Annotated in this window: 29 protein-coding genes and 1 pseudogene; 20 read left to right on the forward strand and 10 right to left on the reverse strand. The window is 61.6% G+C overall.

What is annotated here, in order from left to right:
• Nucleotides 1-120 precede the first annotated feature (120 nt).
• Nucleotides 121-1,080 carry a helix-turn-helix transcriptional regulator gene (locus CB0205_RS15050; protein ID WP_010315924.1) on the forward strand — a complete coding sequence of 320 codons (960 nt, stop codon included), beginning with the start codon at nucleotides 121-123 and terminating at the stop codon, nucleotides 1,078-1,080.
• Here CB0205_RS15050 and CB0205_RS14405 read toward each other — a convergent pair.
• A complete protein-coding gene (locus tag CB0205_RS14405; RefSeq protein ID WP_156797846.1) occupies nucleotides 1,073-2,179 on the reverse strand; it encodes a hypothetical protein in 1,107 nt (368 codons plus the stop codon). The genes CB0205_RS15050 and CB0205_RS14405 overlap by 8 nt on opposite strands.
• A 286-nt stretch (nucleotides 2,180-2,465) precedes the next feature.
• Between CB0205_RS14405 and grrP the strand changes: the two genes are divergently transcribed.
• The 5 genes from grrP to CB0205_RS0107090 all read left to right on the forward strand — a co-directional run bounded on the left by grrP (nucleotide 2,466) and on the right by CB0205_RS0107090 (nucleotide 7,167).
• Nucleotides 2,466-3,245 carry an extracellular substrate binding-like orphan protein GrrP gene (gene grrP / locus CB0205_RS0107070; RefSeq protein WP_010315928.1) on the forward strand — a complete coding sequence of 260 codons (780 nt, stop codon included), beginning with the start codon at nucleotides 2,466-2,468 and terminating at the stop codon, nucleotides 3,243-3,245.
• 36 nt (nucleotides 3,246-3,281) lie between these two features.
• Nucleotides 3,282-3,656, forward strand: a complete 375-nt coding sequence (grrA, locus tag CB0205_RS0107075; protein WP_010315929.1) for a GrrA/OscA1 family cyclophane-containing rSAM-modified RiPP — start codon at nucleotides 3,282-3,284, stop codon at nucleotides 3,654-3,656.
• A 14-nt stretch (nucleotides 3,657-3,670) separates the two neighbouring features.
• Nucleotides 3,671-4,831, forward strand: a complete 1,161-nt coding sequence (gene grrM / locus CB0205_RS0107080) for a cyclophane-forming radical SAM/SPASM peptide maturase GrrM/OscB (RefSeq protein ID WP_043705678.1) — start codon at nucleotides 3,671-3,673, stop codon at nucleotides 4,829-4,831.
• Between the two features lie 84 nt (nucleotides 4,832-4,915).
• Nucleotides 4,916-5,440: a hypothetical protein gene (locus tag CB0205_RS0107085; RefSeq protein WP_010315933.1), complete on the forward strand. Its 525-nt coding sequence runs from the start codon at nucleotides 4,916-4,918 to the stop codon at nucleotides 5,438-5,440.
• 173 nt (nucleotides 5,441-5,613) lie between these two features.
• Nucleotides 5,614-7,167, forward strand: coding sequence for a mechanosensitive ion channel family protein (locus CB0205_RS0107090; protein WP_010315935.1), 1,554 nt, complete (start codon nucleotides 5,614-5,616; stop codon nucleotides 7,165-7,167).
• Here CB0205_RS0107090 and CB0205_RS0107095 read toward each other — a convergent pair.
• A complete protein-coding gene (locus tag CB0205_RS0107095) occupies nucleotides 7,164-7,994 on the reverse strand; it encodes a phosphatase PAP2 family protein (RefSeq protein WP_029626199.1) in 831 nt (276 codons plus the stop codon). The genes CB0205_RS0107090 and CB0205_RS0107095 overlap by 4 nt on opposite strands.
• Before the next feature lie 476 nt (nucleotides 7,995-8,470).
• Here CB0205_RS0107095 and CB0205_RS0107100 point away from each other — a divergent pair, with 476 nt between their 5' ends.
• From CB0205_RS0107100 to CB0205_RS0107125, 5 genes are all read left to right on the forward strand, one after another.
• Nucleotides 8,471-9,061 carry a hypothetical protein gene (locus CB0205_RS0107100; RefSeq protein ID WP_010315939.1) on the forward strand — a complete coding sequence of 197 codons (591 nt, stop codon included), beginning with the start codon at nucleotides 8,471-8,473 and terminating at the stop codon, nucleotides 9,059-9,061.
• Nucleotides 9,062-9,208: 147 nt separating this feature from the next.
• Entirely contained in the window at nucleotides 9,209-10,255 is a 1,047-nt protein-coding gene (locus CB0205_RS0107105) for a DUF1254 domain-containing protein (RefSeq protein WP_010315942.1), read from the forward strand.
• A gap of 401 nt (nucleotides 10,256-10,656) precedes the next feature.
• On the forward strand, nucleotides 10,657-11,706 hold the full coding sequence (locus tag CB0205_RS0107110) for a DUF1254 domain-containing protein (protein WP_010315944.1): 1,050 nt from the start codon (nucleotides 10,657-10,659) through the stop codon (nucleotides 11,704-11,706).
• Between the two features lie 110 nt (nucleotides 11,707-11,816).
• Nucleotides 11,817-12,800 carry a hypothetical protein gene (locus CB0205_RS0107115; RefSeq protein ID WP_010315946.1) on the forward strand — a complete coding sequence of 328 codons (984 nt, stop codon included), beginning with the start codon at nucleotides 11,817-11,819 and terminating at the stop codon, nucleotides 12,798-12,800.
• Between the two features lie 306 nt (nucleotides 12,801-13,106).
• Nucleotides 13,107-13,967, forward strand: a complete 861-nt coding sequence (locus CB0205_RS0107125; RefSeq protein ID WP_010315950.1) for a metallophosphoesterase — start codon at nucleotides 13,107-13,109, stop codon at nucleotides 13,965-13,967.
• Here CB0205_RS0107125 and CB0205_RS14410 read toward each other — a convergent pair.
• Nucleotides 13,964-15,453 (reverse strand): annotated as a pseudogene (locus CB0205_RS14410) (ABC transporter permease). The gene CB0205_RS0107125 and the pseudogene CB0205_RS14410 overlap by 4 nt on opposite strands.
• A gap of 214 nt (nucleotides 15,454-15,667) precedes the next feature.
• Between CB0205_RS14410 and CB0205_RS0107135 the strand changes: the two are divergent.
• From CB0205_RS0107135 to CB0205_RS0107145, 3 genes are all read left to right on the forward strand, one after another.
• Nucleotides 15,668-16,678: an extracellular solute-binding protein gene (locus CB0205_RS0107135; RefSeq protein ID WP_232197260.1), complete on the forward strand. Its 1,011-nt coding sequence runs from the start codon at nucleotides 15,668-15,670 to the stop codon at nucleotides 16,676-16,678.
• Nucleotides 16,679-16,853: 175 nt separating this feature from the next.
• Entirely contained in the window at nucleotides 16,854-17,453 is a 600-nt protein-coding gene (locus tag CB0205_RS0107140) for a Crp/Fnr family transcriptional regulator (protein ID WP_010315953.1), read from the forward strand.
• A 3-nt stretch (nucleotides 17,454-17,456) separates the two neighbouring features.
• A complete protein-coding gene (locus CB0205_RS0107145; protein ID WP_010315955.1) occupies nucleotides 17,457-17,741 on the forward strand; it encodes a hypothetical protein in 285 nt (94 codons plus the stop codon).
• Here the strand turns inward: CB0205_RS0107145 and CB0205_RS0107150 are convergent.
• From CB0205_RS0107150 to CB0205_RS0107170, 5 genes are all read right to left on the reverse strand, one after another.
• Nucleotides 17,738-18,295 carry a ferritin gene (locus tag CB0205_RS0107150; protein ID WP_010315957.1) on the reverse strand — a complete coding sequence of 186 codons (558 nt, stop codon included), beginning with the start codon at nucleotides 18,293-18,295 and terminating at the stop codon, nucleotides 17,738-17,740. The genes CB0205_RS0107145 and CB0205_RS0107150 overlap by 4 nt on opposite strands.
• A gap of 278 nt (nucleotides 18,296-18,573) precedes the next feature.
• A complete protein-coding gene (locus CB0205_RS0107155) occupies nucleotides 18,574-19,374 on the reverse strand; it encodes a sulfite exporter TauE/SafE family protein (protein ID WP_010315959.1) in 801 nt (266 codons plus the stop codon).
• Entirely contained in the window at nucleotides 19,371-19,892 is a 522-nt protein-coding gene (locus tag CB0205_RS0107160; protein WP_010315960.1) for a rhodanese-like domain-containing protein, read from the reverse strand. The genes CB0205_RS0107155 and CB0205_RS0107160 overlap by 4 nt, the downstream gene beginning before the upstream one ends.
• Nucleotides 19,893-19,909: 17 nt before the next feature.
• A complete protein-coding gene (locus CB0205_RS0107165) occupies nucleotides 19,910-21,031 on the reverse strand; it encodes a rhodanese-like domain-containing protein (protein ID WP_010315962.1) in 1,122 nt (373 codons plus the stop codon).
• A 49-nt stretch (nucleotides 21,032-21,080) separates the two neighbouring features.
• The gene (locus tag CB0205_RS0107170) at nucleotides 21,081-21,686 is read right to left on the reverse strand and encodes a bifunctional 2-polyprenyl-6-hydroxyphenol methylase/3-demethylubiquinol 3-O-methyltransferase UbiG (protein ID WP_010315964.1); all 606 of its coding nucleotides are present in this window, start codon (nucleotides 21,684-21,686) and stop codon (nucleotides 21,081-21,083) included.
• A gap of 62 nt (nucleotides 21,687-21,748) precedes the next feature.
• On the opposite strand from CB0205_RS0107170, the gene CB0205_RS0107175 reads away from it, so the two are divergent.
• Complete coding sequence (locus CB0205_RS0107175) at nucleotides 21,749-22,069, forward strand: helix-turn-helix transcriptional regulator (protein WP_010315966.1); 321 nt, start codon at nucleotides 21,749-21,751, stop codon at nucleotides 22,067-22,069.
• A gap of 96 nt (nucleotides 22,070-22,165) precedes the next feature.
• On the forward strand, nucleotides 22,166-22,426 hold the full coding sequence (locus tag CB0205_RS0107180) for a hypothetical protein (protein ID WP_010315968.1): 261 nt from the start codon (nucleotides 22,166-22,168) through the stop codon (nucleotides 22,424-22,426).
• A gap of 3 nt (nucleotides 22,427-22,429) precedes the next feature.
• Here the strand turns inward: CB0205_RS0107180 and CB0205_RS0107185 are convergent, their stop codons facing one another.
• Entirely contained in the window at nucleotides 22,430-23,629 is a 1,200-nt protein-coding gene (locus CB0205_RS0107185) for an NAD(P)-binding protein (protein WP_029626203.1), read from the reverse strand.
• Nucleotides 23,630-23,676: 47 nt separating this feature from the next.
• Here CB0205_RS0107185 and CB0205_RS0107190 point away from each other — a divergent pair, with 47 nt between their 5' ends.
• From CB0205_RS0107190 to CB0205_RS0107200, 3 genes are read left to right on the forward strand one after another with little or no spacing between them, the layout of a single operon-like run.
• Nucleotides 23,677-24,177 (forward strand): hypothetical protein, encoded by a 501-nt coding sequence (locus tag CB0205_RS0107190; RefSeq protein WP_010315971.1) that lies wholly within the window; start codon nucleotides 23,677-23,679, stop codon nucleotides 24,175-24,177.
• A gap of 15 nt (nucleotides 24,178-24,192) precedes the next feature.
• A complete protein-coding gene (locus tag CB0205_RS15650) occupies nucleotides 24,193-24,456 on the forward strand; it encodes a hypothetical protein (RefSeq protein WP_198001915.1) in 264 nt (87 codons plus the stop codon).
• Between the two features lie 36 nt (nucleotides 24,457-24,492).
• Nucleotides 24,493-24,882 (forward strand): hypothetical protein, encoded by a 390-nt coding sequence (locus CB0205_RS0107200; protein WP_010315975.1) that lies wholly within the window; start codon nucleotides 24,493-24,495, stop codon nucleotides 24,880-24,882.
• A gap of 77 nt (nucleotides 24,883-24,959) precedes the next feature.
• Here the strand turns inward: CB0205_RS0107200 and CB0205_RS15055 are convergent, their stop codons facing one another.
• Entirely contained in the window at nucleotides 24,960-25,742 is a 783-nt protein-coding gene (locus CB0205_RS15055; protein WP_010315977.1) for a hypothetical protein, read from the reverse strand.
• 292 nt (nucleotides 25,743-26,034) lie between these two features.
• On the opposite strand from CB0205_RS15055, the gene CB0205_RS15900 reads away from it, so the two are divergent.
• Nucleotides 26,035-26,244: a hypothetical protein gene (locus CB0205_RS15900; RefSeq protein WP_156797851.1), complete on the forward strand. Its 210-nt coding sequence runs from the start codon at nucleotides 26,035-26,037 to the stop codon at nucleotides 26,242-26,244.
• Nucleotides 26,245-26,655: the final 411 nt, after the last annotated feature.

Raw genomic sequence — 26,655 nt, forward strand, 5'->3', positions numbered from 1 at the left:
CCGACGGCCAGCAAAAGGGTCCGATCGCCAAGATCAAGCGAACCGAGTGGAGTTATGTGACCACATTGACAGGGGTTTTGTGGGGCTCTTTAAGATTCATTTACCTCGGTAACGGTACCTGTGGTTGTAGGCATCAGTCGCTCGGTTGCTTTCTCCAGTGCTGCCGAGTTGGCCTTTTTGATTGAAGGGCTGGGTCAGCAGCTGGATGTGATTCAGCTGGAAGTCGGGCGGCTGAATGGTTCATTTCAAGCAGAAGCAGTTGGGGGTGCTGTTCTTCTTTCGATTACGACCAATCGACGCTTGCTCCTCTATGGCCAGCGTCAGCCCGGGGTGATCTCGGTCTCGCTCGAGGTCAATGGCCAGCTTGATCACCATGCGGCCCATGGTCAGCGGATCGATGATCCCTTCACTGTCGCTGGGATGAAGCCGGATCTCCCGGAGATCTATTGCCAGCTGAGCGCCGGGTCAGGCAATCTCTTCGCCTTAGTTCGCCATGTGCAATTTGATGCCTTTGCCCGCGCCTGCGGTCATCATCGCGTTGCCGATTGCCTCCACGAAGCTAATCAACAGCGTCTGACCCCTATGGCTTTTGCCGGTCTCCGTCAGGCCATGCTCAATCGACTTCAGAGACCGGACTGCTTTGCTGGGCCCCAGGCTACAGAGCAGCTGTTTACCATCCTCCTCGAGGCCTTGATGTGCGAGCGAGAGGGCTCCTCCGTTCCCTTCAAACAGACCTCCCGCGCTCATGTCGTCAAAGATTTGGTCCGTTGGTCCTTGAGCGACGAACTCGCTCCTGTTGGTCTGGATGAAGTCAGTCAACGCGTCTTCAGCTCACGCCGAACTCTGATCCAGGGGTGCCAAGAGTCCTTCGCCATTGGCCCGATGGAATTGCTGCGCTACATCCGTCTCCATCGGGTGAACGCGGCCCTCGCTGATCCGAGCATTCGCCAGAAGTTGGGCTTGGAGCGGGTTCAAGAGGTCGCTCGTCATTACGGATTTTTGAGTCGCGGCCATTTCGCCCGCGCTTACCAGGATCTCTATGAATGCTCCCCGGCTGCGACGTTGATGGCCTCTAGTTGATGAACCAGCGCAGCCCCAGGTTGATCCCGTTCTGATAGGCCGCGTAGCCATAGTCCGCTGGATTCCCTCCGGAGTACTCCAGGCCGAAGTATTTCCAAGAGAGGGACGCCTGCGCTGAGTTCCCAAGGGCATAGGCCAGCCCGACCTGGGCTGTGCCAGAGAGGTCTTTGGTGCCACTGAGGCCAAAGCCTCCGGCATCGAGATTGGCGAAGACCTGCCACTTCGGGGTCAGGGCGTAGTTCACCTGCATCCCAACCATGGGTTGGGTCCAGGTGTGGCCGTAGCTCAAGGTCCCGCCGTTTTGGAAGAAGCGTGCTTTCTCCGCTGAGGCCGGGATTCCAAGCCGGGAAAGGACCTGTTGGCGGGCCGCTCCTGAGACATTCGCACTGCCCTGCAGTTGCAGGTTGGCGTCGTAGTTCAGATTGAGAACCCCATCAATGATGCGAGCACCGCCATAGCCGACAAAGCTGTAGCTGCCCTTTTTCATCACCGGTTGTTGGATGGCCCCGGCGCGATAGCGGGCCGCCAGATCGACCACGGTTTGGTGGAAATCAGCGGTGACCGATGCATCGCCAAATCCCTGGAGCGAAATCGTCGTGTTGGCGGACCGGACCGGTGAGCAGGGATCGCTGGTTTTTCCCCGCTCCAGTAGGGCGAGCTGGGCGAGGGTTGTGGAGCAGGCGCGGCTGCCACTCCGTGAGCGGGTCTGCGTGTTTTGCAGTGCTCCGTAATAGATGCCTGCGAAGAAGCCCACCCGGTCGTACTCGACGGTGGCCCGTCCCATTAGGGCACCGTTGAAGTTGTCGAGCAGTTGGTTCAGGCTGAGGTCCGTCGGGGTCTCAATACCCTCAATCGTGGTGTAGCCGGTGGTCCGCAGGGGACCAAATCCGTAAAAGTCCAGGTAGCCCCGCCAGGCCTTTTCTTTGAGATCGGTGAATCCAGGACCGTCGTTCTTCGTCGCTGGTTTGTCTTCGCTCGGCGCTTGAGCGAGCTCCACACCGCTGTAATCCAGCGCCTTGGTTTCGTTGGCCTCTGCTGGGTTGGCGCCCAGTCCGAGGCCTGCGATGAGAATGGCTGTGCTCGACCGCCGAAGACACACGGTCAGATCGAAGCGAGCCCTTTCCACAGGTGTGAGAGGTAATTGCTCAGCAGTATTGCGGTGCAGTTACCTCTCGGTGATCCCTTTCGGGCGAGATCGTCTTGGCGCGCGGCCATTGGGCTCCGCCGTGTTTAGACAGCGTTTAAGGCTCGCCCTCGTTGGAATGCGCTCCTGTTCACTTCTCTTGCTGACTGCTCTCGGTGCGGGAGCTCTGGCTGGATGCCAGTCAGCCCAGTCGTCTCCATCTTCCGCTGTTGCCATCGATTCGATCGTTCAACGGGGCACCTTGCGAGCCGTTGTTGTTGGCTCAGCGCTGCCGTATCTCGAGAAATCTGGAGACGGCTACCAGGGGCTTGGCGTGACCGTTCTTGAGGCCATTCGCGCTGAAATTCAAGAGGCCTATGACCCGAAGGAGGGCAGGCTGAAGCTGGAGCCCATCCCGGTCGTTTCGGTGAGTGAAGGACTGGAAAAGCTCCGTTCCGGTCAGGCTGATATCGCTTGCGGTGTGGTCTTCAATTGGGAGCGAGAGAAGACTTTTGATTACACCATTCCCTTTGCCCAATCCGGCGTGAGGGTCTTGGCTCCAGAGGGCAATAACGGCACTCCCGAGGCCTTGGCTGGCCAGGTCGTTGGTGTCGTTCAAGACAGTGTTGCGGCTCAAAAGCTCAAAGCTTTGGCACCAGAGGCCTCGTACAAGGTCTTCGCTGATCCAGCGGCAGCCCTTGCTGCGCTGCAATCGGGTGCCATCAAGATTCTGGGTGGTGACACCCTCTGGTTACGGGGCAATCAAGAGGCGGTGGCACCGAAGAGTTCCTTGGTTCCCGCTATCCCCTATGGGAAGGCTGGGATGGGTTGCTTAACCGCGGAATCCAGCCCCAAGTTGCGCAACTTCAGCAATATCGCCATTGGTCGACTCATGCAGCGCTACCTCGATGGTGATGCGGCGACGCTGAAGTCCATCAATCAATGGGTTGGCCCAGGTAGTGCGGTGAATCTTCCAAGCGAGCTGATCGCGAATTACTACCGCATGGTGCTCTCCACCACCGCTGGCTTTGAGAAGTCCTGATTGAACCCTCTCCGTTTGACATCTGCCTTTCACACCATGAACCGCTCCTGCTTGCTCTCTTGGACCGCACTGTTGGCTACCAGTGCAGTGATCACTCAGCCGGCGATGGCCTCTTTCCGCCAACCGGATTTGCATCGACCCCTTGAAGCTCGGATTGAGGTCCTGCGGGATGGGGCCATGGGCGAATGGTTTGAGTCCCAGTTCAGCGAAGGACTTGATTCCGATCAGCAGATTGCCCGTGCTTGGGGTAACGGCAACGGCAGGGCCTGGGGGAATGGTGGTGCTGCTGTTCGCCGTGCCTGGGGGAATGGCGGTGGCGGCTGGGGGAACGGCGGCGGTGGCTGGGGTAATGGCGGCGGCGGTGGTGCCTGGGGCAATGGCTACCGGGCTTGGGCCAATGGCGGCTGGTGATCAATCCGCCCGTCATGACACACCCGTTTGGTCCGATTGGCATGGTGGTGGTTCAGTCCACCTCCCTGTGCAATCTCGACTGCGACTATTGCTATCTGCCGGATAGGCAGAAGCGCCGGGTCTTTGATTTGGCTCAGGTGCCGCTGCTGGTCCAGCGGATTGTCGAGAGTCCCTTCTGCGGTCCCGAATTGGCGTGGGTCTGGCATGCGGGTGAACCGTTGACCCTGCCGCACGACTACTACGACCGGGCTTCCGTTCTGATCCAAGAGGCCCTGGCTGCATCGGCGCCAGCCGGAGGCGTCGCGATTGAGCAGCACATCCAGACCAATGGAACCTTGATCAACGATCAGTGGTGCGAGTGCTTCCGCCGGAACCAGATCGTGGTTGGCGTCAGCCTGGATGGGCCAGAGGCTCTGCATGATCAACACCGGCGTTTTCGTTCTGGCCGTGGTTCCCATGCCCTAGCGATGCGCGGGATCGAAGCACTGCAGCGCCATGGCATTCCCTTCCATGTGATCGCAGTACTCACCGCTGAGGCGATGGAGGATCCCGAGGGGGTCTATACCTTCTTCCGTGATCACCAGATCAAGGCGGTTGGTTTCAATGTCGAAGAACAGGAGGGGGTGCATGGCAGCTCCTCGATGCAGGGGATTGAGCAGGAAGAGCGCTACTACACCTTCCTGCAAACCTTCTGGCAATTAAGTGCGCGTGACGGCTTCCCGGTGGTGCTTCGCGAGTTCGAGCAGCTGTTGGGGTTGATGGAGAGTCGGCGACGCCTCAGTGACAACGAGCTGACGCGCCCTTTCTCGATTTTGAGTGTGGATTGGCAGGGCCACTTCTCCACCTTCGATCCGGAACTGCTCTCCGTGAGTGCGGGCCAGTACGGGGACTTCAATCTGGGAAACCTGGCCACAACCTCGTTGGCTGATGCCGCTGCTTCAGATCGCTTCCGGCGGCTTTGGGATGATCAACAAGCTGGAGTACAGCTATGTGAATCCAGCTGCGATTACTTCGGGCTGTGTGGTGGTGGGATGGGGAGCAATAAGTTCTGGGAGTACGGCACCTTGGCCTGCTCCGAAACATCAGCCTGCCGTTTCAAGACTCAGATTCCGGCGCGGGTGTTGCTGGATTGGTTTGAGAGCCGCACATCTGGAATGAACGAGCAGGTGGCCTAACACAGGCTTGCCCTTTTGGGACCAATTCCGTGGTTGCTGATGGTCTTTCTCATCAGACTGAGGAGGAGATTTGGGCTGTGTTCGATGATCAACGGTGGCGTGAAACGGGGTGTCTCCCGCTGGCCAGGGTTGGCCGCTGCCTCCTTCGCGGCTTTGACGGTGTCGGCAGCCTTGCCCCAGTCCGCTATGGCGGGCTGTGAGTTCCTCTATCCAATTGGCGGGAATGGTGACGGTCCAAAGCCTTGGATCGTGAAGAAGCAAGTGGGTCGCCCCAAAGGTGTGGTCGGCAGTGTCTTCGGTCGGACCAACTGGAACACTGATTTCGCGGCCACCCAGTCGTACCGCAGCTACAAGCTGTTCTTTACGGCGGATTCCACCGATGGGGATGCCCGCTATCCGGTTGAGGCCTATCTGAAGTTCGCCGATGGCAGCAATTTGCGGGTGGTCAACGAGCAGATGAAGCCCCCTATCGGTACGGGAAAGATGTTCGGTCCTTTCCAGGCAGTCTCCGGAAAGTTGGTGAATCAGGTCAACTTCAAAGTTGGCACCTCGAAGGATCCAGGTGCGACTGGTTTTAGCTATCGCATCTCCGTACAGGGTTGTAATTAAGCAAGCTGCCCGTTGCGCTGTACTTCCCCCTGAGTTCAGGGGGAAGTTTGTTCTCGTAGCCTGCCCATTGCTGTGACTTCCGTGGCCTCGATTCATTTTTGGGCTAGCCAAGGCATGCCATGACTCTCACCTTCTGCTGGATAGGGCGGACTTTGAGATGGTGTCTTGGTTCGGTGCTTCGACTCGTCTTGGTCTCCAGCCTGTTGTCGGCCGCACCTGCCCTGGCGTTAGCGGATCCGGACTGTCTGGCAACGCCGGCTCCGATTTGGCTGGATGGCCATGTCGTACTGGAGCTTTATCAGCAGCCCGCTGCCGCCAACCTTCCCAACTACATCGACTACGCCCAAAAGCGGTTGATTCAAATTGCCCAGGATCCCTCCCTCAGTCCTGAGGGCCTGAGGGTTCTAGAGCAACCGCCCTACAGCGTGGTCGGGTTTCAAGGCCGGCGCGCAGGCTTTCAAAGGGTCATGGCGGTCGACGAGGGGATGGCCGCTTGTGCGGGGCGTTCTCGTCAGTCTTTGGCTGACGACTACCTGCAGCGGATTGCTGAGGCGGTTCGGGACTACCGCCAAGCCAACACCCGCTTGGCCTGGATTCGAGGCACGCTTTTCGCAGGGCTGGTTTTGGGTTCGTACCTCTTCTGGCTCAAACTCCAGCTCAAGACCAATGCCTGGCTGGCGCACAAGATTCAGCACCGCTACGGAGAGGCGAGCCCACTAGGACCATCCAGCGGCGGCGGCCGGCAGCTGTTGGACCGTTTTTTGGTTCTGAGTTTTTTGCGGGAATTCGTGCATTTGGCTGTGATTGCCGTGGTCAGTTACGTCCTGATCCCGTTGCTGTTGGCCTTGTTCCCACCAACCCGCTGGGTGGCGGTCGGACTGCGTGAGGATTTGCTGGAGCGGGTGGCGTTGATCGCCTCAGGTCTCGTCGGTGCGATCCCGGATCTGTTGGCGGTTGTCTTGATTCTGATTCTGGCTGTCGTGCTGATTCGCCTCAGCAATGCCTGGTTCCGACAGGTTCGGCTCGGTCGACTGCGCATTCCCGGGTTCTATGCCGAGTGGGCGTTGCCGACCTCGCGAATCGTCGCCTTTGTGGTCGCCCTGATTGCGCTCTCCACAGCTTTCCCGTTGATTCCGGGGTCTGACAACAAGGTGTTTCAGGGGGCGGGGCTCGCCATTGGCGCCTTGGCTGCCATTGGCTCAGGTGTGGTGACGTCCAATTTGCTGAGCGGCTTGATGCTCTTCTACACCCGCGCTTTTCGCACCGGTGATCGTGTGGAAATCAACGGTGTGGTTGGCGTTGTCCAGGAGCGTTCGTTGGTGACGACGCGTTTACAGACTGCCCGCAACGAATTGGTGAGCATCCCCAACACCACGGTGTTGGGTTCATCTGTGGTGAATTACAGCTTTGCCCGGCGTGAGGTGCGTCAACCGGTGGCCCTCTCGGCCACGATCAGCATCGGCTACAACGTGCCTTGGCGGCAGGTGCACGCGCTGATGCTCGAGGCTGCCCGTGGGGTGAGTGGGATCTCGAATGAGATCGCTCCGTTTGTCCTGCAGACCTCCTTGAATGACTTCCATATCTCCTATGAGGTAACGGCTTACCTGCGGGATGCCCGCACCTACCGCCAAACCCTTTCGGAGTTGCTCGCTGCCTTGCAGGATCGCTTCGCTGAAGCGGGGGTTGAAATCATGTCCCCAGGGCAACTGCAAGTGCGTCGCGGCTAGTTGAGGGCCCGGGTTTCCAGGCTGCAGTTGCCGTTGGGTGGAAGACCGCGCATCCGCAGAGCCTTGATCTCTGCAGATGCTGCCTTGAGGTCTGCGCGAAAGACTGGATCAGCGTGGAGTTGGGCCACCGTGGCAGAACCGATGAGTCGCCCTGCTTCCACATCACTGCTCCAGTGCACGTTGCAGATGCTGCGGCTGTTGCCGTATTCGATTCCTCGGCTGAGCAGTTGATCACGCCGCTCGGGGGCCATCTCGCTGAGGATCAGGGCCCAGGCCCAGCCACCGGAGGTGTGCCCAGAGGGGTACGAACCATCCTCCCTCAGCTTGGCCTCGTCCTTTGGGGTGCAGATGGCCTGGCCGTTGCGCATGAACGGCCGGGGGCGCTGGTAATGGTTTTTTGCCTTGTATGTGGCCAGGCCGGCATCGGTCAAGGATCTGCGTAGCAGGGTGTAGAGCCGTGGGGTCGCCTCCTGACTGATCGGAACGCCAAGGGCACAGGAAAAAATCCTGGCGGCTGCTGGGAAATGCAGATCAGCGTCGATGGTGGCGAGTTCCCAGCGCGGGCTGCCTTGGGTGTCAATGGTGGCTTTGGCCCGGGCCATATCGAGTGCATCAGCCGCTGAGCCTGGCTTGGGTGGAGCCGTCAGCAGTTTTAAGGAATCGGGTAGGGCCTCCATGGCTAGATAACCCTGCAGTAATCCCGGTCTTACCTCCTTGAGGTCGCTGGGTGATCCCGCGGATTCTTCACAGCTGCTGGTTGGGGCAGCTACCGCCGGGACCCCGACGAGTAATCCAATCGCGATCGAGAAAATGCCTAACCGAGCCATGGGATGTGATGTGGCTACTCGTGTTCTTAGCGAGGTCAGCTCCGTGTGTCCCCGGGGTAACAACTCATGCATTCTTCAAATTGACTGGCCTGACAGATGTCTGGCTCGATTGATCCCAATCGTGCGCGATTGCTCTGGGGCTATGTGACCAGATCTCGAGCTAGCTCTTCACAAGGCGCTCCCTTATCTGCTGATCACAGTGATCACCACTATTCCGTTTTGGGTCTGGCGCAAGAGTCTCGAGCAGGCTTGATCCCAACAGGGCGCACGCTGTTGCCGGCCTGAACGGGCCTGGCCAAGGTTGCTGTGGAGGGGGAAAGCCTTAGCTGGTTTGCTCTTCGCTTTTAGTGAATGTCCGAACCGTGCCTCGAATTCCTAGCCGCCTGTCAGGTGGCATTCGGGAAGTGATTGCCTGTCGCCCTTGAACTCTGGTTCCCTGCTCGCGATCGAGTGGGGAACCTGTACTTTTGCTTGTGATGTCTCAGCGCTTGATTGCTCCGGGTTCGATGGCGTGGCGCCATCTCAAAAAGCGCAAGATCACTCTTTTGCTCTTGTCGTCGCTGGTTGCACTGTCGTTGGTTCAGGCGATGACACCGGTGGCCGCCATGGTGTTCAGCTGTGGCGTCACCATCCTGGCGGCCTTCTTGCGTCCGCGGATGCGTTGGGGGCAGCCCTGGTGGGGTGTCGCTGGTTGGATTGTGGGGTGCTTCATCGGCACTGGGGCGACGATGACCGATCACATCCAACAAGGAGTCAGCCATACATTCTGGGAACGGGGATTGTTGGTGGCCCTGTTGGCGCTAACCGGTGGGCTGGTTGGCCGCAGCTTGACTCCGAGTCAGGCTGCGGAGGATGGCCTGTCCATGGGAGAGGTGTTGCGTTCAACCAGTGGTTTGTTCACAGGCCTGTTCGGCGTGATCGTGGCCTCGACCTTTGTGATGTACGGCCTGGATCAGGCTCGGGTGACATCAAGTCGGTTGAGCACATCGCTCACGATCATTGTCCTGTGTTTGGCCGCTCCCGGTTGGATCAGCCTGAACTTGAATAAGCGGCGAGAAGGCTCTTGATCCGAAACGGGCAAATCCCTGTCCTGATCGCTTTCAAAGCCTTGGGGTATGGCTATCCAGTGGCAAAGAGTCTTGTGTCCGATGGCTTCTGGATTTGGTCTGCGTCGTCGCTCTGCGATTGCGCTTGTTTCTGCTCTGAGCCTGGTTATGGGCACCGCCCTGCATGACGGACCCGCTTTGTCCCAGCCAGCGGGGCAGGCCAATTGCCCGAAGCCTGCTTTGGTCATGACCAGTGAGGTTCCAGCTCCGGTCACGAAGCAGAATTTTGCGGATGCGGAAACGCAGACGATCTTCGCTAAGTACCTTGCCAATGTCGCTGCGGCAACTTGCAGCAGCGGGCTCGGAGTCATCGCTAATGAAAGTAAGGCTGCGGATCCAAAAGACCGCACGGTGATTCGGATTAATTTTGATACTCTCTATTCTTGGTTGATTCTTGATCTCGCCAGTCCTGCAACATTCACTCTGCCGGAGACGGGTGGTCGTTATCAGAGCGCCATGGTGGTGAATGCACAGGGCTATACCTATGTGAACAAAGATCCAGGTGACTATACGTTGACGCAGGACTCGGTCGGAAGCCGCTATGCCCTAGTGGCCTTTCGTACTGGTGTAAATATACAAGACCCTGCTGATGTGGCTAAGGCGCAAGCTCTGCAGGCCAAGTTGTCGGTGAAGCAGGCTGATCCGGGTGAAATGGTCTTGGCTCACCCATGGAACCAAGAGCAGATGTTGGCTCTGAGGGCTGAGTACAACAAGGAGCGCAATGAGAAGGAGATTAGGTCTGAGGACTTGTTTGGCCGCAAGGGAGAAATTACTCCGGAGCAAAACAACATGGGAGTCGCTGTTGGGATCGGTGGATTACCCAAGGAAGGTGCTGTTTATCTGTTCTATACCCCATCATCGTCTAAGCCTCAAACGTTGACGCTTAAGGATGTGCCGAATGGTGATAACGCTTTTTGGTCACTGACGGTGTACGACAAGGATGGATTTCCCGTTGGGGAGAGCTTTAATGTCAATAGTGCATTTGCCAAGGCTAATGCCCAGGGTGAAGTGACGCTTCATTTCGGTGGTGATAAGGCGCAGCCTAATTACTTAGAGATTTACCCCGGCTGGAATGCCACCTTGCGGATTTACAACCCAAAGCCTGCTTACTTTGACGGTTCATGGACCCGGCCTGAGCTCCGGTTAAGCCCTTAGGTTTGTGAGTCTTGTTGGGTGAGGTAAGCGCGTCCGGCAAGATTGGTAAACCGGGATGTGCAAGCAGTGCTCGGATGCAAGCATGCATTTCCACCATTAGGTCTTTGGTCAAGGTGCGGGGTCGAGCAAGCTCCTCCAGCAGCCAGGAGTCCAGAGAAAAAAGAGCTTTCGATCGTGAAGGGGTGCTTGTCTTGTGTTTGGCTGCTCCCGTTTGGATCAGCCTGAACTTGAATCAGCAGCAAGAAGGCCCTTGATCCGAAACGGGCAAACCCCTGTCGTGATTGCTTTCAAAGCCTATGGGTTTGGCTATGCAGTGGCAAAGACTCTTTTGTCCGATGGCTTCTGGATTTGGTCTGCGTTGTCGCTCTGCGGTTGGGCTTGTTTCTGCTCTGAGCCTGGCTATGGGCACCGCCCTTCATGCCGGAGTTGCTTTGTCCCAGCCTGCGGGGCCGGACAATTGCCCGAAACCTGCGGTGGTTGAAACCGCGACAGCGGTCACTCCGGTGACCAAGGCCAACTACGCCCAGGCTGAAACGGAGGTGATCCTTGCCGATTACGTCCAGAAGATCGCCAAGGGCACCTGCAGCGCCGGGGTGGGTGTGTTTATGCACCTCAAGGGCGCGATGGATCCGGCGGATCGGACGATTCTTCGCCCCAATTTCGACACCATGTATTCCTTCGCGGTGCTCGATCTGAATAGTCCCGCCACTCTTGTGCTCCCCCAGACCGATCGCTATCAGATCCTCGAGGTCGTCGATGAGGAGCACTGGATTCCGCTCATCGCTGACAAGCCCGGTCGCTACGAGCTCACAAAGGAAAATATGGGCAGCCGCTATGTCTTCGCCTTTGTGCGCACGCAGGTCAACATGCAGGATCCTGCTGACCTCAAAAAAGCCGGGGTCATTCAAGATCAAATTCAGCTGCTGCAGGCCTCCAAAGGTGAGTTTGTTTCCAGCCATCGCTATGACATGAAGGAGATCCTGGATCTTCGAGCTGATTACAACAAGCGCAGGCAGCCCGAGGGTGTCACCTCCGAAATCGCCTTCGGCAAGAAAGGTGAATTATCAGAGGAGCTGAGGAACTTTGGTGTTGCTGTGGGCTGGGGTGGCCTGCCGAAGCAGGGTGCTGTGTATCCCATTCCCAACGTCGTGAACTCAACAGAGCCTCAGGTTCTCGTGCTCAAGGATGTCCCTAGCGACCCGCGTGCCTTCTGGTCGGTCACGGTTTACAACAAGGAAGGCTTCGCCGTAGGTCAGAAATACAACGTCAATAGTGCCTTTGCGAAGAAAAATGCCAATGGGGAATATGTGATCCATCTCGGTGGAGATAAGAATCAGGACAACTACCTTGATATCTACCCCGGTTGGAACGTAGCAGTGAGGATCTACTCGCCGACGGAGGCTTACTTCAACGGCAGCTGGACACCCCCGCAATTCCAACCGGCCAACTGATCGGTTCTCCGCTTCTCTAAAGCGCTGCAGGTTCGCCCGATTCGGACCAAGAGGATCTTGTTAGTCAGTTTGATCGCTGAGAACGTGCCTGCAGCTCTTTTGTTTCCTGGATGGCTTTGAAACGCGCTGAGTTATCCCTCATCGGTGTCGTGGCCTTGCTGGCGTCCGCCTCGGTTCCTGTTGGGGCCCAGGAGCAAGAACGCTCCTTTGACTGGGCCCCGCTTCGGGCCCCTCAGCACCTGGCTCAAGCGCAACCGTCTGCAGCAGCCCCTGAGCCGGACTCGCAGCAAGAGCTGCAGACCGAGGCGAGCGATGGCAAAGCAGCGGCCTTGGCCAAGGAGGCCCAAAACCCCATCGCCAACCTGACCAGCCTGCCTATTCAGTGGAACGTCACTCCGGGCACCCAGTGGGCTCCAACGAGCATTGATCCCTCGGCCAGTCACAACCAGACGCTGCATGTCGTCAACGTTCAGCCGGTCGTTCCCTTCAAGGTGAGCAAGGATCTGACGATCGTTTCCCGGACCATTGCCCCGTTCGTCAGTCAGCCGTGGAGCTCCGGCAGTGCCCTCAACGGTCTGGGTGACATCAATCCCTCACTGTTCTTTGTGCCCACGCTGAAGGGAGATGTGACGGTCGGAGTCGGACCGACCATGATTCTCCCAACGGCGACCGATCGGGAGAGAAGTTCCAAACGTTGGAGTGCGGGACCGACCGGCGTTCTGGTGGTGACCAAGGGCCCCTGGGTGCTCGGTGGGTTAGCGAACAACGTCTGGTCATTTGCCGGGGAGAAAGGGCAACCCGTCAGCCAGATGCTGATTCAGCCCTTCTTGAACTACAACCTTCCGAAGGGTTGGTATCTGACCAGCAGCCCGATCATTACGGCCAACTGGAACAACCCCACGGGGCGTGGTTGGACCGTTCCGATTGGGGCCGGTGTCGGCCGGGTGTTCAAGTTGGGACAGCAACCGATCAACGCTTCGCTGAGTGCCTATTGGCACGCCCAGCAGGCGGAGATCGATGGCGAGCAACTTCTTGGCGAGGTCACCATCCGAGCTCAGGTTCAATTCCTCTTCCCCAAGCGTCGCCGTAGCTAGGCCTATTTCGACGTTCCCTGGGTTCGACCTGAGCGGCAGCCTGTTCGTTGCGCGTGGGTTTTCTGCTCAAGGGGCTGATCCAGCTGGATCAGTTCATAGGACCAGTGACAACTCAGGGCGGCCAAGAGGCTTTGGCGATCTCCAAAGATCCGGAGCATGTTGTTTGTGTCGCTCCGCCAAGGCTGGCCCGAGCTGAGGACGGTGCTGCGGCAAAGGATGCGACGGGGTGCGCCAAAAAGCACAGCCGGCGGTAGCGGCCGGCGGCCTGATTGCGTCAACCTGGGGAGACCTTGCTCGATCCCAGCCATGCACCGTCGCGCGCTGCTGCTGCTCATGGCTGGAGCGGCCACGGCCACCGTTGCTGCTGGACACAGTTGGGCCCAGGTGGCGAGTCCACCTCCCCTGAACACCACCCGCTTTTTAGCGGTGGGCGATGTGGGCAGCGGCAACGTCCATCAGCGGGCCGTTGGGACCCAAATGGCGGCGGTGCATCGCCGGAAGCCCGTGGACCTGGTGCTGCTGGCTGGGGACAACATCTACCCCTCAGGAGACATCCGCAAGGTTCAGTCGACCTTCCTGACTCCCTATGCCGAGCTGCTGGCGGCCAAAGTCCCCTTCCACGCGGTCCTGGGCAACCACGACATCCGCACGGCCAATGGCGATCCCCAGGTGGCCTACAAGCCCTATGGCATGAAGGGGCGCTTCTACAGCGTCCGCCGCGGCGAGGTCGAATTTTTCATGCTGGACACCAACGGCAATGCGCCCTGGACGTCCCAGTTGTCCTGGCTGCGGTCCGCCTTGGCCAAGAGCCAGGCCCCCTGGAAAGTGGTGGTGGGCCATCACCCGATCTACTCCTCCGGTCTCTACGGCAACAACCCGGGCCTACGGGGCAAGTTGAGCTCCTTGATGCAGCGCCATGGGGTGCAGCTCTACATCAATGGCCATGAACACCACTACGAGCGCAGCAAGCCGATCGACGGCATCACCTACCTGATCGTTGGAGGCGGAGGGGCCTATCTCCGCCCCGTGATCGCCAAGCCGCAATCGGCCAAGGCCGTGAGCGTTTACAGCTTTGCGGAACTGGAGGCTGGGCCCAACAGCCTGACCGTGCGGGCTTGGGATCGTGACGGAAAGCTGATTGATCAGGGCGTCGTCGCCCGCCGCTAGCGCTGCTCCAGTCGATCCAGGCTCGGGATCAAGGCGGCGGCGGCGATCAGGCCCATGCTCAAGATCAGCAGGGCTGGGATCAGGGCCGCCCCGACCCGCTCATCGCTGGCGTACTGATAGACGCGAACGGCCAGGGTGTCGAAGTCAAAGGGCCTGAGCGCAAAGGTCAACGGCAGTTCCTTCACTGTGTCGACAAAAACCAGCAGGCTCCCCATCAGCAGCGGGCCCCGCAGCAGGGGGAGATGGATGCGCTGCAGCACGCCCCCCAGCTCTGGCCCAGGGAGGTCGCGGCTTCATCGATGCTGGGGGGAATGCGCTCGAGGGCTGCGTCGAGGCCGCCTTTGGAGACGGCTAGGAAGCGATCGACGTAGCCCCAGACCAGCAGCAGCAGAGGGGCCAGGGCCAAGGGGCCACCGATCAGCATCAGGGCGAGGGCCAGAACGGTGCCCGGAATGGCGTAGCCCAGACCAGCGGCAAAGCTCAGGCGCCGAATGCCGGCATTGGGAATCCAGCGTTTGGCAATGGAGAGCACCAGGCTGACGACCACCGTCAGGACGGCGGCCACCAGGGCAAGACCAAAGGAACGCAGACCCAGCTCGAGCAATTCCGCGCTCTCTTCGCTCTGGAGCTGGTCCCAACTCAGCAGGGCCCAAACCAAGGGCAGGCCAAGGCTCAGCAGGGGAGGGGCTAGGCAAAACAATTGACTGAGCCAGCGCTGATGCCCCTGAAGCCGCCAGCGCTGTTCGGGCTCGCCGCCGCCGCTGATGGTCCAGCAGCGGCTACGGCGACGCAGGGTGCGCTCCGCTCCGACCAGGAGGCCCACGATCACCAGGGCCATCAGGGCCAGAGCGACAGCGGCTTGGGGATCCCCCTCTTGCTGCCAGCGCATCAGGATCCCGGAGGAGAGGGTCGGGACCCCGAGCAGTTGCACGGCTCCCAGCTCGTTCACCACCTCCATGCCCGTGAGCGCCACCCCGGCTCCAATCGAGGGCAGGGCCATGGGCAGGGCCACGCGCCAAAAGCTGCCCCAGGGGCCGACTCCGAGGCTGCGGCAGGCCTCTAGCTGCCGCTTGCCACTGACCGAGAAGCTCTCGGTCGAGAGCAGGAAGACATAGCTGTAGGTGCTCAGCAGCATCACCGCCAGGGTGGGGTTGAAGCCATAGATGCGCTGGCCAAAGCGACTGCCCAGGTCGATCAAGGTGGCCGCCAGTAGATAGCTGGGCGTGGCCAGGGGCAGAAGCTGCGCCACCCGCAGCCAGCGGCGTCCGGGGAACTCACAGCGGGCCGTCAGCCAGCCCGTTCCGGTGCCCAGTGCGGCGGCCAACGCCCCGACCAGGAGCACCAGGGCCAGGGTGTTGCGCACCTGAACCGGACCTTCATCGCCAAGGCCCCAACTCTCGATGCCGCCGCCGCTGAGGGCAAACCAGGTCAGACCCAGAACCGGGGCGAGGGCTGCTGCACAAACCAGCAGGACCCCGGCGCCCAGCAGGCTTCGCTGTGGCAGTTGTCCCCGTGCCAATGCTTTGCCTGAGGCTGCGGCGCAAAGCCTACGGGGCAGGGATGTAATGAATGTCACAGACGCGGGTGGCCAATGATCACCCCCTCTCCAGAAGGGATCGGGCCTGGGCATAGTTCCGCCAGTGCTACTTGATCCGGTCTTGGCGTTTCAGCGTCTTCGTTCCTGCATCGCACCTGAGCGCTTGGCAGCGGCTGCCCTGCTCGGCGTCACGGCTGGGGCGGCTGTTCTGACTTCCCTGGCGAAGGCCAACAGTCAGGAGATTGGCGTCTATTCGGGCCGCCACTACAACACCGACAAGGCGCTCTACAAGCAATTCACCCAGAAGACGGGGATCAAGGTCCGCTTGCTCGAGGCCAAGGATGACGCCTTGATCGAGCGCATCAAACGCGAAGGGGCCAACAGCCCAGCCGATGTTCTGGTGCTGGCCGATGCGGCGCGTCTGGACAAGGCTGCGGATGCGGGTCTGTTTCGCCCCAGTCGCTCGGCCCCGCTCAGCCGCGATGTCCCCGCGAACCTGCGGGACTCCAAGGGCCTTTGGTTTGGCCTAACGCGGCGGGTTCGCGTTGTGGTGGTGAACCCCAAGGCGGTGAACCCGGGCAGCATTCGCACCTATGCCGATCTGGCGAATCCGGCCCTGAAAGGCCAGCTGTGCCTGCGCAACAGCAAGAGCGTCTACAACCAATCGCTGGTCGCTGACCAGATGATCCTGCGCGGCGATCAACAGGCCGCGGCATGGGTGAAGGCCATGACCGCCAACGTGACGCAGCCCTACTTCAGTTCCGACACCCCCCTGATTCGCGCCGTCGCCAATGGTCAGTGCGGCGTTGGTCTGGTCAACTCCTATTACGTCGCCCGGATGCTGGCTGGCGGTAACGGCTCGTCCGACCAGCAGTTGGCCAATCGGGTCAAGGTCCTCTTCCCCAATCCCGCCCACGTGAACATCACCGGTGCCGGGGTGGTCAAAACCGCGAAGAACCCTGAGGCGGCGCTGAAGCTGATCGAGTTCTTGGCGTCACCCAGTGGAGGTCGCGGTTACGCCGAAGCCAACAACGAATATCCGCTGCGGGGCTTTGGCAATAACGCGGTGCTCAAGCGCCTGGGAACCTTCAAGGCCGACGGTGTCTCGGCCCAGCAGATGGGTGCCAAGAACAAGGCGGCGGTGGCCTTGATGCAGTCCAGCGGTTGGCGCTGACGCCCTGGCGCAAGCCTGCAACGACCCCGGCCAGCCGCCCTGCGCGGCTGGCTTTTTTGTTGGGCCGCACCACGCTCCATTTGCAGCTAGAAACTGCTATTGAGAATCGCTTGCAAAAGGCGGGGTTTCTTGTTTATCTTGCGACGCATTCGCAACTAGCCCGTTTTCGGGGGTCATGTCCTTCCGCTTTCTCCCTGACGCCCCTGCCAGTGCCGTGCGGATGCCGGTCGGGCAAACCGTCTTGCTCGATCCTGCTTTGCATACCGGTGGCAGCTGCATCGAGGTGCTCGAGGGCATGGCTCGCGTCTATTGCCCCTGTGAGGAGACCGAGGGGATGACCCTGGCCTTCCTCCAGCCCGGCGATCAGCTCCGCACCGATCGGCTCTGCAGTGAGGGTGTGTGCGTGGAGGCCTTGACTCCGTTGGTCTTCAGCAGCGACGCCAAGGCTGTGGGGGCTGGCGGCTTTGACCCGGTCAATGAGTGGACCCTGCAGCTGCTGCGCATTCGCCACCTGGGCACGGCTGAGCAGCGGTTGCATGCTCTCTTGAGCCTCTTGGTCCATCGCCTGGGTCGCCGCTGCGGCGATTGGTGCGATCTCCCTTTTCGCCTCACCCATGACCGGATCGGTGAGTTGATCGGTGCGACCCGGGTGACCACCACCCGGATGATCTCGAAGTTCCGTCAGGCCGAGCTGCTGGAGGCGCCATTGGGTGAGGCTGGCTTCCGCCTGGCTCCAGCCCTGGTGGATTCCGCTCCTCTGGCTGGGGGGTTCTGATCGATGCAGTGCCCTTGTGAGGCCAGCGTCTCGGTGGATGCCCTGGGCTGTCTCTGCCGGGAGGCGGAAGGGTTGCGGTCGCGTTTGGTTCGCATCGATGCAGACCAGGCACGCTGCCAAAACCCGGCCCTCTGCCGGCGCTTGCAGCGGGAATCGGAGCAGCTGTTTTTGCGCCTGGCTGAGCTCAGGCGACTGGGCCAGTGGCTGCAGTCCGCGCCCGTGGCCGTTGATCGCCTGACACTGTCGCTGTTTCAGGAGCTCTGCAGGCGGCCCCTGCCCAGTTCTTAGGCGACGGAGGCCGGTGCGCTTTGGCCGGCGGTCAGTTCTCCGTCGATCACCAGCAGGGCGGCTGGGTCGGAATGGGAGAAGCTGATGCGATCCAGCAGATGTGCGGCTTGGTTTTCTGAGTCGATCTGGCTCTGCACGAGGGGATCGAGGAAGACGGTCGTGCGCACATCGCCGCTGCGCTCGGCCATGGCATAGAGCTGATGCAGGGAGGTGGTGACCTCGGCCTCCATCTGGAAGATGCCTTGGAAGACCTCTTCGACGCTGGTCCAGCTCTGGCGCGGTGCTGTCAGGGGTTCCAGCGTGACCGCCTGGCCCCGGGCAATCAGGTAATCCGCGAACAGGCCGGCGTGGTGCTTCTCCTCGCTGGACTCCTGTTTCAAGAAGCTGCTGAAGCCCCGCAGCCCGCGTTCGGCGAACCAGATGGCCAGGGCCCAGTAGGCCGCGCTGGCCTGGCGCTCCATGGTCAGGTGCTCCTGAAGGGCCCCGAGTAGATCGGGGGCCATTGGTTGGGCCACGGCCCGCCCGGCGGGGCCGCGGGCGATCGATTGAGTCATGGCCTGCCGTGGGGAGTTGGCCGCAAGTTACGGGCTCCGCTGGGCCGGCGCAATTGACCGCTAACAAGCGCCACTGCTTGCGCAAAAGAGAATCGATTGCAATAAGATGACGGCATTGCGATCCTGCCCGGTTCGACCCTGATGGCCCCATCCACTGGCCCTTCCTCGGATCTGCCTGTCCAGCCTGAGGGCAGGCTCCAGCCCTGCGCCAAAAAGAAGGGTTGCAAGCAGAAGAAGTGCTCGAAGTGGAAGGGCGGTAAGTGTCGCTGCGGCCGGGACTAGGTCCCTGGACGGATCAAGTCGGCCCGAGGGGATACGGATGCAGCGGGTGCCTGACGTTTCCAGGCCTCTGCGCCGGTCAGGACGGCTGAGGCAATCAGTAATAAGGAGAAGCCCCGCCGTAGATGGCGATCGCTGAGGTGAGGAGCCAGCCATTGGCCGGCTACCGCGCCCGCGGCTCCGCCAGCTAGCAGCGGAAGAAGAAGAGGAAGGCTGGCCTGCGGCCAGTGGCCCAGGGCGGCCAAGGCCACCAACGCATTGACGGCGATCAGCAGCAGGCTGGTGCCGCTGGCGAGGGCCATCGGTAGACCGGCCAACAGCACCAGGGCCGGAACGATGGCGAACCCTCCGCCGACGCCGGCGATGCCCGTCAGCAGACCCACCAACAGACCCTGCGGCAGCAGCAGAGCTTCGGACGCCGCGCGGCCGCCTGCCGGGGCTGGACGTAGGAGCAGCCAGGAGGCCAGGACGGCGGCGGCGGCAAAGACGCTGAGTTGAACCGCCTCAGGGATCAGTCCGGCCTTGACCCAGCTCCCGCCGATCCAGCTGCCGGCGAGGGCCGGGAGTCCCAGCAGTAGGGCGGGCCTGGGGGCGAACTGGCCGCGGCGGAGGTAGGGCCCCAGGTTGGCCAGCGCCAGGATCATCACGACGATCAAGGAGAGCGGCACGGCCTCCTTGGTCGGCAGAGCGGCGCCGCTGACCAAGAGAGGCAGCAGCAGGATGGAGCCCCCTGCCCCGAGGACGGAGAGCAGAAAGCCGATCAGGCCGCCCCCCAGTCCCAGCAGGATCAGGCTGATCACAGGGAGACCCGGTTCCAGGGCATGACGGCCAGCAGGCGGGCCATGCCACAGAAGCCGCTGACGCCGGCAAAGGTCAGGCCAGCGCCAACGAACCAGGTCAGCGCAATCCAGCCGGGGGCGATGGTGTTGCTGAGGATCAGGCCCAGCAGCACCAGTGAACCGGCGGCAATTTGCACCTGACGCATCAGGGGCAGGGGTGCGTTTTTGAGTTTGCGCACGGGGAAGCCGGCCCCCTGCCAGGTGGGGAGTCCCCCCTGCAGCTCACTGAGCGGGTGGGGGTGCCCCTGGGCCATGAGTTGCCCGAGGGCGCGGTTGCTGCGGTTGCCGCTTTGGCAGACCAGCACCAGGGGGCCCTGGGGAAGATCCGCCTGCAGCAGGCGGTTGAGCGGCACGTTCAGGCTGCCGGCGATGTGACCGCTGGCGAACTCCATCGGTTCACGCACATCAATCACGCTGATGCGCTTGGCGGCGAGTTGATCGGCCAGGTCGTGGGCGCTGATCGGTTGGGTGTGGGTCATGGGAGTGGGTGGGGTGATTAGTGGTGGATGGAGCCCACGAGTGGGTAGCCCTCATCGCTCCAGCGCAGGAGCCCGCCGCGCAGATTCGCGACGCGATCGAAGCCGGCCTTCAGGAGCTGTTGGGTGGCCAAGGCGGATCGACTCCCCGCATGGCAGACCACAACGAGGGGACGGTCGCTGGGCAGCTCTGCTTGGCGCTGCTCCAGGTCCTGCAGGGGAATGTGCAGGCTGGTTTCGATCCGGCCATCGGGGCCCTCGACTTCGTCCTCCGAGCGGACATCCAGCACGGTCACCGCGTTGCGATGTTCCGCCAGCCAGCTGGGGGGCAGCTCGGGGAGCCCTGCGAAACTGCGCTGAACCGGTGCCCAGTGCTGAGCGGGTTGCTCGTCGCGGGGTTGACCCGAGCGCATGTTCCCGGGAAGGGCGATGGCGATCTTGCCCGGGTGGGGCAGCTTCATGTTGGTCATGTGACCCACGAAGTCCCGTTCATTGGCGCCCCCGCCAAGGCGCGCGTTGAAGGCTTTCTCCTCGGCCACTGAGGTGAGGGTTCGGCCGGTGTAGTCGTGGCCTGGGTAGAGCAGGCAGCTGTTGGGCAGGCTGAAGATCTGCTCGGTGATGGAGCGCCAGAGGGTGTGGGGGTCACCCTGCTGGAAATCGCAACGGCCGCAGCCTCGAACCAAGAGGGCGTCGCCGGTGAAGGCGGCGGATTGGTCGTCCAGGACGTAGGTGACACAGCCGTCGGTGTGCCCCGGGGTGCTGCGCACCTGCAGGTGCCGGCTGCCGAAGTTCACGTGATCCCCGTGCTCGAGGGGCAGGCTGACGTTTTGGGCGCGGGCGGACTGGGCGAGGCCAATGGCGCAGCCGGTGGCCTGATGCATCAGCCAGCTGCCGGTCACGTGGTCCGCGTGGGCGTGGGTGTCGAGGCTGGCGACCAGCTGGATTCCCAGCTCGCGAATCAAGGAGAGATCCCGTTCGTGTTGTTCAAACACCGGATCGATGATCACGCCCTCTCCGGAGGCGACATCGGCGATCAAATAGGTGTAGGTCCCCGTTGTCGCGTCGAAGAGTTGGCGATGCAGCAGGGGTTGCCCACCGGCTGCATCAGAGAGCGCGACCGGGGAGGGCGCGATGGAGGCCATGGACTCCGCTTCAGGCTTGTATGACTATATACGCATAAAGCCTTTGTGATCACGCGCCCCGTTTTTGGCCAAAGGCCTGAACCACGGCGCTCTGCCCCTGGTGGAGCGGGCCTTCCTCGATCCAGCGTTCGGTTTCCTGGAGCTCGAGCCAGGTCAGTCCTTGGAGTTCCGCTTCCAGCTGCGCCGCTGTGATCAGCAGCTCCGGGTTGGGCGGCCCGCCGGTTCCTCGGTTGAGTTGCGCCGGGTTGTAGGCCTCAAGGATCAGGTGCCCTCCAGGTTTGAGCGCTGCAACGGCGCGCCGGTGCACCAGGGCCCGGAGTTCGGGTTCGAGGTGCATCCAGATGGCGACGATCAGGTCGACGCTCTCGGGCTCGGGGCTGAAGTCGCGCAGGTCCCCGCAGCGGCAGTGCAGCGTCACTCCCTGGGTCTCGGCGAGCTGTTGGGCCATTTCCAGGCCGACGGGGCTGAGGTCTTGGGCGGTGACGCGGTGCCCCTGTTTGGCCAGGTGGACGGCGTTTCGCCCTCCCCCTTCCGCCAGGCAGAGGGCGTCTCCAGGGGAGAGGGAGGCCGCCTTGGCTCTCAGGAAGTCGTTGGGCTCGGTGCCGTAGGCGTAGTGGCTCTCGCGGAAGCGCTGATCCCAGAACTCCTGATTCATTGGCGAGGCCAGGCATAATGCGTTTATCGTCATACAGCATTGCAATGGGCGCCGCAGGTGCAATGCCCTCCCAGGAGTTGCTGGAGGAGTACAGCAAGTTCTTTCGGCTACTGAGTGAGCCGGCTCGGCTTCAGCTGCTCTGCCATCTCAAGCAGGGGCCCATTGATGTCGCGGCCTTGATTGAGGCCACAGGTTTTTCCCAGTCCCACATCAGCCGGCAGCTCGGTCAGTTGCAGCGCGCGGGCCTGGTCCGCTGTGAGCGTGAGGGGACTCGAACGATCTGGCAGGGGGAGGGCGATTTGGTCGATGACCTGTGCGCTTTGGTTCAAAACCGTCTCAAGCAACGACTTCAGGCCCAGCTGGATCAGCTCCAGTCGGCCTGAGAGTTGCGTTTTCTGTTCTCAATGCTTAAGCGCCCCTTGATTTCTGTTTGATCAGCGGTAATCGGCGTAGGTTGGTTTTCTTCGGTTAAAGGGGCGATGCAGGTCACGCACCGGTCTGAGGACAACGTCCAGATCACGATGAGCCGCGAAGAAGTGGCGATGCTTGTTGATCTCTGCCACGCGGCAGCCTTCTCAGACTTGCTGCCTCAGCGGCGTGAGTCCCAGGTTCGGGTTCAGCGTTTCGTCTGGGATGTGCAGAACACCCTGTTTGATGCCGCCCAGTCGGTTTGGCAGGCCAAGCGTCACCTGACCATGCCGGTGAGCTCCGCGCGCCGCCGCTCGTCCGTCGCGGCCTAAGCCCTAGAGCTGCTTCATCAGTTCTGTGGCCAGGTCTTCGGCACTCAATAGAGCGCCCTCGATCCGGCCAAAGCCGTCCCCAGCGAGGCTGTCCCCGCAGAAGCCGATGGCACTTTCCGGGCAGCAGCCGTGGCCGGGGTCCAGTCCTGGAGCCAGCGGGAAGGCGGCTCCCCAACGCATCAGTTGCCTTGGTGCGTCACCCAGGGTTTGTCCGCTGAGATCGGTCAGGGCCTGGGTCAGGGCATCCAGCACCCGCTTCTCATCCGAGGGATCCGGCTTGGCGCCGAGCAGTTGAGCGGCCGATGAGCGCGATCCGTAGACATGGAGATGGGCCGCGGCGAAGGCTGGACTGGATTCAGCGACCACGGCACAGCGCCCGCCGGCCAGGGGTTGGATGCTGATGCGTCGCAGTCCCCAACGCTCCTGGGCCGAGGGGGTGCATTGCAGAACTTGCCAGGGCAGTGCCAACCAGGCGCTGGCCTGCTCCGGCGGAAGGGTTAGCAACAGATTGCAGCTGGCCTGGCCCTCGATCGAAGCCAGCTGGGACTGCGCAGCGTTGAGCTGGGGATCAGCCAGGCTTTCGGCTGCTTGCTCTAGCGGAATACCGTCCCAGCCAAAGACCTGCTGACAGCGGGGATGGGCCAGCAGTGTTCCGCTGAGGACCAGCCAGCGGGCCTCGACCAAGGCTTCCCCGCTGCTGTTTTCCAAAGTCCAGCGCAGACCGGTTTTGGAGCGTTCGGGCCTCAGGTGGCGCACAAGGGTTCCAAAGCGCCTGCTCAGTACTCCGCCCTCTGCCTCGGCCAGCTCCAGCAGTCCAGCGGCGAGGGCATCCATTCCTCCGCGGCCCTGCCAGAGCTGCCCGTCGCTGAAGCCATCGTCAATGGCAGGGCCCAGTGACCGTTGCCCATCGAGGCTCTGAATGGATCCGCGGAAGGGGCTGATGACCTCCCGTTGCTCGAGTGCCTGAAGCAGCTCTGGCGGCGTCTGGGCTCGGATGTTGAAGAGCGGGGCCCCATGGTTGATCCGTAGGTCCGGGTCTTGGCGCGAGTAGCGGGTGGCCGCTCGGCCCCCGGGACCGCGCCCGATTTCCAGGAGTTCGATGGATCCGCGCCAGCCGCGACGGCGCAGCGAGGCCGCCAGCGCACAGCCCGAGACCCCTGCGCCGACGATGGCGAGATCAGTGCGCGGGAGCGAGGAGGGCAACGGAATCGACCAGAGCCTGACCATGCTGGGTCTTTGCTTGGGCTGTCGTGGCGGAAGGGATTGATCAATCCATCACGGCCGAGGCGTTGCTTGCCCTCGAGGGGCGAGCCCGATCGGATGGAACGGGCCTTCAGGCCGCTGATCTGGTCGGTTGCTGGCAGTTGGAGAAGGTCTGGCCGAAGGGGCGACTCCAGGCGTCCCAGTTCTCAGGGGTGCTGTTGCGGGGACTGGCGGCTCAGCTGGAGATCCGTGAGGAGGCTGGCGCGTTGCAGCTGCGCAACAGCGTGCGGCTGGGCGCCGTTGAACTGTTTTTTGAAGGTCCTGGAGCCCTCAAGGGGCGCCGTCCTCTGCTGCAGTTCCAGTTTCTGCGGATGGGTTTGAGGGTCGCTGGGCGGCAGTGGTGGGAGCGTGCCTTGCCGGCTCCGGTTCCCCAGCGGACGCCGTTCTTTGCCTTGATTGGCCGCGATGCCTCCGGTTGGCTAGCGGCCCGAGGGCGTGGGGGTGGCCTGGCCCAGTGGCGGCTTCCTGGTCAACATGGGCTGAGTTGAACGGTCCTTGGCTCGATGGGGTGCCCCCGCTGCGGCAGTTGGTCGGTGAAATCCGACCGAAGCTTGGGAGGCCGGATGGTCTGCGGGAGGTGTGGCACGCCCCTCGATGGCGTCGCCCAGCGGGGACGGGGACCAATGCCCAGGCTCTCGGGCATGTCCCGTCAACCCTGGCGCGTTGGCTTGATCGCCCTGGTTGCCTTGGCGGCGTTGTTCGCCGCCTGGAATCCCCGCGCTCCGATCCAGCAGCAACGCACTCCGGCTTCCCAGGGCTTCCTCTGACCGGGCAGGGTGGAGGCGCTGTCGCTTCTGCGTCTCATGGCTGATGCCCCCTATTTGATCGTTCTGGCTTTGCTGGAGCAGGGCGGGCAGAGAGCGATGCCTCTGCAGGGCAAGTCGCTGCGCGAGGCCCTGCCCGCTGGGGCTGATCCCGGTGAGGTCGGACGTGAGCAGGCGCTGGATCTCTTGGTGCGGGTCTGGCAGCGCAGCGACCAGGGCGAGTTGCGTCGCGCAGCTGGAGAACGGAGTCTGTTGCTGGTCACGGTGCCGATTGAGTCCCTGCAGGACCAGCTCCCGGCATTGAAGGCCCAATGGCTCAACGACGGAGACACCGCGGCCCTGATCGCCGCACTTCAGGATCTCGGCAGTGGGCTTTGGTCGCTGACGATGGAACACCGTCAGCCTTTGGCTTATCAGGCTCTGGCTTGAACAAAAGACTGAGCTGAGGCAAGAGAAAGCCCCCAGTCGCAGAGCGACTGGGGGCTCGTTGTCTTGGTGGGTTGGTTTTAGAGGCCGAGCCCACCGAGGGGTTGGATGCGCTGGAGGGGGATGGTGCGGTTGACCTTGAGGTTGGAGGAGGTGCCGAGGCCCTTGACGGTGCGGTTTTTGATGGTGGAGAGACCGCGGAGGCGATCGCCGCTGATGGAGGGAGATTGCTTGCCGGGGAAGCCAGGGATGCCGGGCCGTTTGGGGTAGACGGTGCTCTTGCCTTTGGGGAAGTTGGGGAGTTTGACGCCTGGTCGAGTGCCGACGTTGCCCGGGTTCTTGCCGGTGTTGCCAGGCCATTTACCTGCGTTACCAGGCCGCTTGCCGGGGCCTTTGCCGACGTTGCCGGGGCCTTTGCCGACGTTGCCAGGGCCTTTGCTACCCGGGCGGGAGCCCGCACCGTCCTCGTAACCATGGCCATGGTCGTAGCCGTGGTCGTAATAGCGGTCACGGTTCATGGAGCCTTCAATGACGCCGCCGAGGATGCCGCCGACGACGCCACCTAGGAAGGCTTCTCCCGAGGAGGAGGACTGAACGGGAGCGGGTTGGGTGGTGTAGACGACGTTGAGGTTGGGGTTGTGTTGTCCTTGGACCATGGCCTCTGCACTGGCGAGGCAGGCCAGATCCAGGCTGGTCATGTCGATGGCTGACTTGACGAGCAGCTCACCGGTTTGCCGAGAGAAACAGTCGTAGTCGAGGGAAGCGGCTTGAGCGTTGGAGGTGATGGCCAGGAGGGAGGAGCCGGCAAGGGCAGCGGCGGTGATGCCAGTGAAGCCTTGACGGAAGAAGGAGAGGGAAGTCATGGGAGGAGCGTGTGAGGAGTGAGGAGAGGGGGATGTGTTCCCCGCTGATCACAAGCTCGCCCGGTTAGGGGTTGAAGTTGTTGAGGGACGCCACGGTCTGAGGTGACGTTGGTCTCAATTTGCGACGGCTAAAGAAATAGGGGCTTGAGGGTGGACTGAGAGGGACTGAAAGGGGCGATGTGAGCAAGGTCACAGGCGGGCTTGATGGAGGTCCAGCGGCGGCTTTTTTCTTCTGGAAAAGTGAATTCATCGAGGCCAATCGGCCTTTGTTGTTCCCTCTCTGACTCCTGTGATGACCAGCTCGACTCGTCCTCTGAATTTCGATGTTCATAGCGGTGTGATGAAGCGCTCTAGCGCTGTTTCGAGCCGACGAGCCGCGGTCTATTTGCTCTATGGGGTGGCCGGGATTGTGCTGTTCCACGTGCTTGGGTCGGGCGCAGTGCTGGCGAGCAGCGGTGTGGCGATTGCGTTTGTGCTGGGAGTGTTGGCGTCCTGCGATTGATGGGAGTGCTGTTTGGGACCGGAGTTTTTTGATCTGTTGTTTTGCATTTGAGGAGTGAGTCGATGACGGAACCGTGTTTTGTGGATGTAGATCGCTATGTGGCTGATCAGTTGCGGCGTGGTTGGCGGCTTGCGGTAGCAGGTCTGCGTCGTCGTCGCCGGCAGCGGAGGTGGCGGGGATGAGGGCAAGCCCGCAGTCGAGGAATCAAAAGAAAGCCCCCAGGCCGGCGAGCGGCTGGGGGCTTTTGTGTGGTTTGGGGCCAGAGATCAGAAGAGATTGGGGCGGAGCTGGAGTGGGCGACGCAGTCCTTCTCTGGAGGTGCGGTTGAGGACCTTGATGGCGTTGTTACGTTCGCTGAGCTGGCGGAAGGTGTTGGCGCGGTTGCCGAGGGGATGGCGAGCCTGTTGACGC

Source organism: Synechococcus sp. CB0205, from assembly GCF_000179255.1.
GTDB lineage: Bacteria > Cyanobacteriota > Cyanobacteriia > PCC-6307 > Cyanobiaceae > Vulcanococcus.

Excerpts from the sequence above, each read along its gene's own strand:
- CB0205_RS15055 (WP_010315977.1), bottom strand. The coding sequence starts at position 25,742 with ATGACTTCCCTCTCCTTCTTCCGTCAAGGCTTCACTGGCATCACCGCC.
- CB0205_RS0107150 (WP_010315957.1), bottom strand. The coding sequence starts at position 18,295 with ATGACTCAATCGATCGCCCGCGGCCCCGCCGGGCGGGCCGTGGCCCAA.
- grrM (WP_043705678.1), top strand. The coding sequence starts at position 3,671 with ATGACACACCCGTTTGGTCCGATTGGCATGGTGGTGGTTCAGTCCACC.
- CB0205_RS0107105 (WP_010315942.1), top strand. The coding sequence starts at position 9,209 with ATGGGCACCGCCCTGCATGACGGACCCGCTTTGTCCCAGCCAGCGGGG.
- CB0205_RS0107170 (WP_010315964.1), bottom strand. The coding sequence starts at position 21,686 with ATGAATCAGGAGTTCTGGGATCAGCGCTTCCGCGAGAGCCACTACGCC.
- CB0205_RS0107180 (WP_010315968.1), top strand. The coding sequence starts at position 22,166 with ATGCAGGTCACGCACCGGTCTGAGGACAACGTCCAGATCACGATGAGC.
- grrA (WP_010315929.1), top strand. The coding sequence starts at position 3,282 with ATGAACCGCTCCTGCTTGCTCTCTTGGACCGCACTGTTGGCTACCAGT.
- CB0205_RS0107085 (WP_010315933.1), top strand. The coding sequence starts at position 4,916 with ATGATCAACGGTGGCGTGAAACGGGGTGTCTCCCGCTGGCCAGGGTTG.
- CB0205_RS0107145 (WP_010315955.1), top strand. The coding sequence starts at position 17,457 with ATGCAGTGCCCTTGTGAGGCCAGCGTCTCGGTGGATGCCCTGGGCTGT.
- CB0205_RS0107100 (WP_010315939.1), top strand. The coding sequence starts at position 8,471 with ATGTCTCAGCGCTTGATTGCTCCGGGTTCGATGGCGTGGCGCCATCTC.
- CB0205_RS15650 (WP_198001915.1), top strand. The coding sequence starts at position 24,193 with ATGGGGTGCCCCCGCTGCGGCAGTTGGTCGGTGAAATCCGACCGAAGC.
- CB0205_RS0107110 (WP_010315944.1), top strand. The coding sequence starts at position 10,657 with ATGGGCACCGCCCTTCATGCCGGAGTTGCTTTGTCCCAGCCTGCGGGG.
- CB0205_RS0107140 (WP_010315953.1), top strand. The coding sequence starts at position 16,854 with ATGTCCTTCCGCTTTCTCCCTGACGCCCCTGCCAGTGCCGTGCGGATG.
- CB0205_RS0107200 (WP_010315975.1), top strand. The coding sequence starts at position 24,493 with ATGGCTGATGCCCCCTATTTGATCGTTCTGGCTTTGCTGGAGCAGGGC.
- CB0205_RS0107160 (WP_010315960.1), bottom strand. The coding sequence starts at position 19,892 with ATGACCCACACCCAACCGATCAGCGCCCACGACCTGGCCGATCAACTC.
- CB0205_RS0107115 (WP_010315946.1), top strand. The coding sequence starts at position 11,817 with ATGGCTTTGAAACGCGCTGAGTTATCCCTCATCGGTGTCGTGGCCTTG.
- CB0205_RS0107165 (WP_010315962.1), bottom strand. The coding sequence starts at position 21,031 with ATGGCCTCCATCGCGCCCTCCCCGGTCGCGCTCTCTGATGCAGCCGGT.
- CB0205_RS15900 (WP_156797851.1), top strand. The coding sequence starts at position 26,035 with ATGACCAGCTCGACTCGTCCTCTGAATTTCGATGTTCATAGCGGTGTG.
- CB0205_RS0107095 (WP_029626199.1), bottom strand. The coding sequence starts at position 7,994 with ATGGCTCGGTTAGGCATTTTCTCGATCGCGATTGGATTACTCGTCGGG.
- CB0205_RS0107175 (WP_010315966.1), top strand. The coding sequence starts at position 21,749 with ATGCCCTCCCAGGAGTTGCTGGAGGAGTACAGCAAGTTCTTTCGGCTA.
- CB0205_RS0107125 (WP_010315950.1), top strand. The coding sequence starts at position 13,107 with ATGCACCGTCGCGCGCTGCTGCTGCTCATGGCTGGAGCGGCCACGGCC.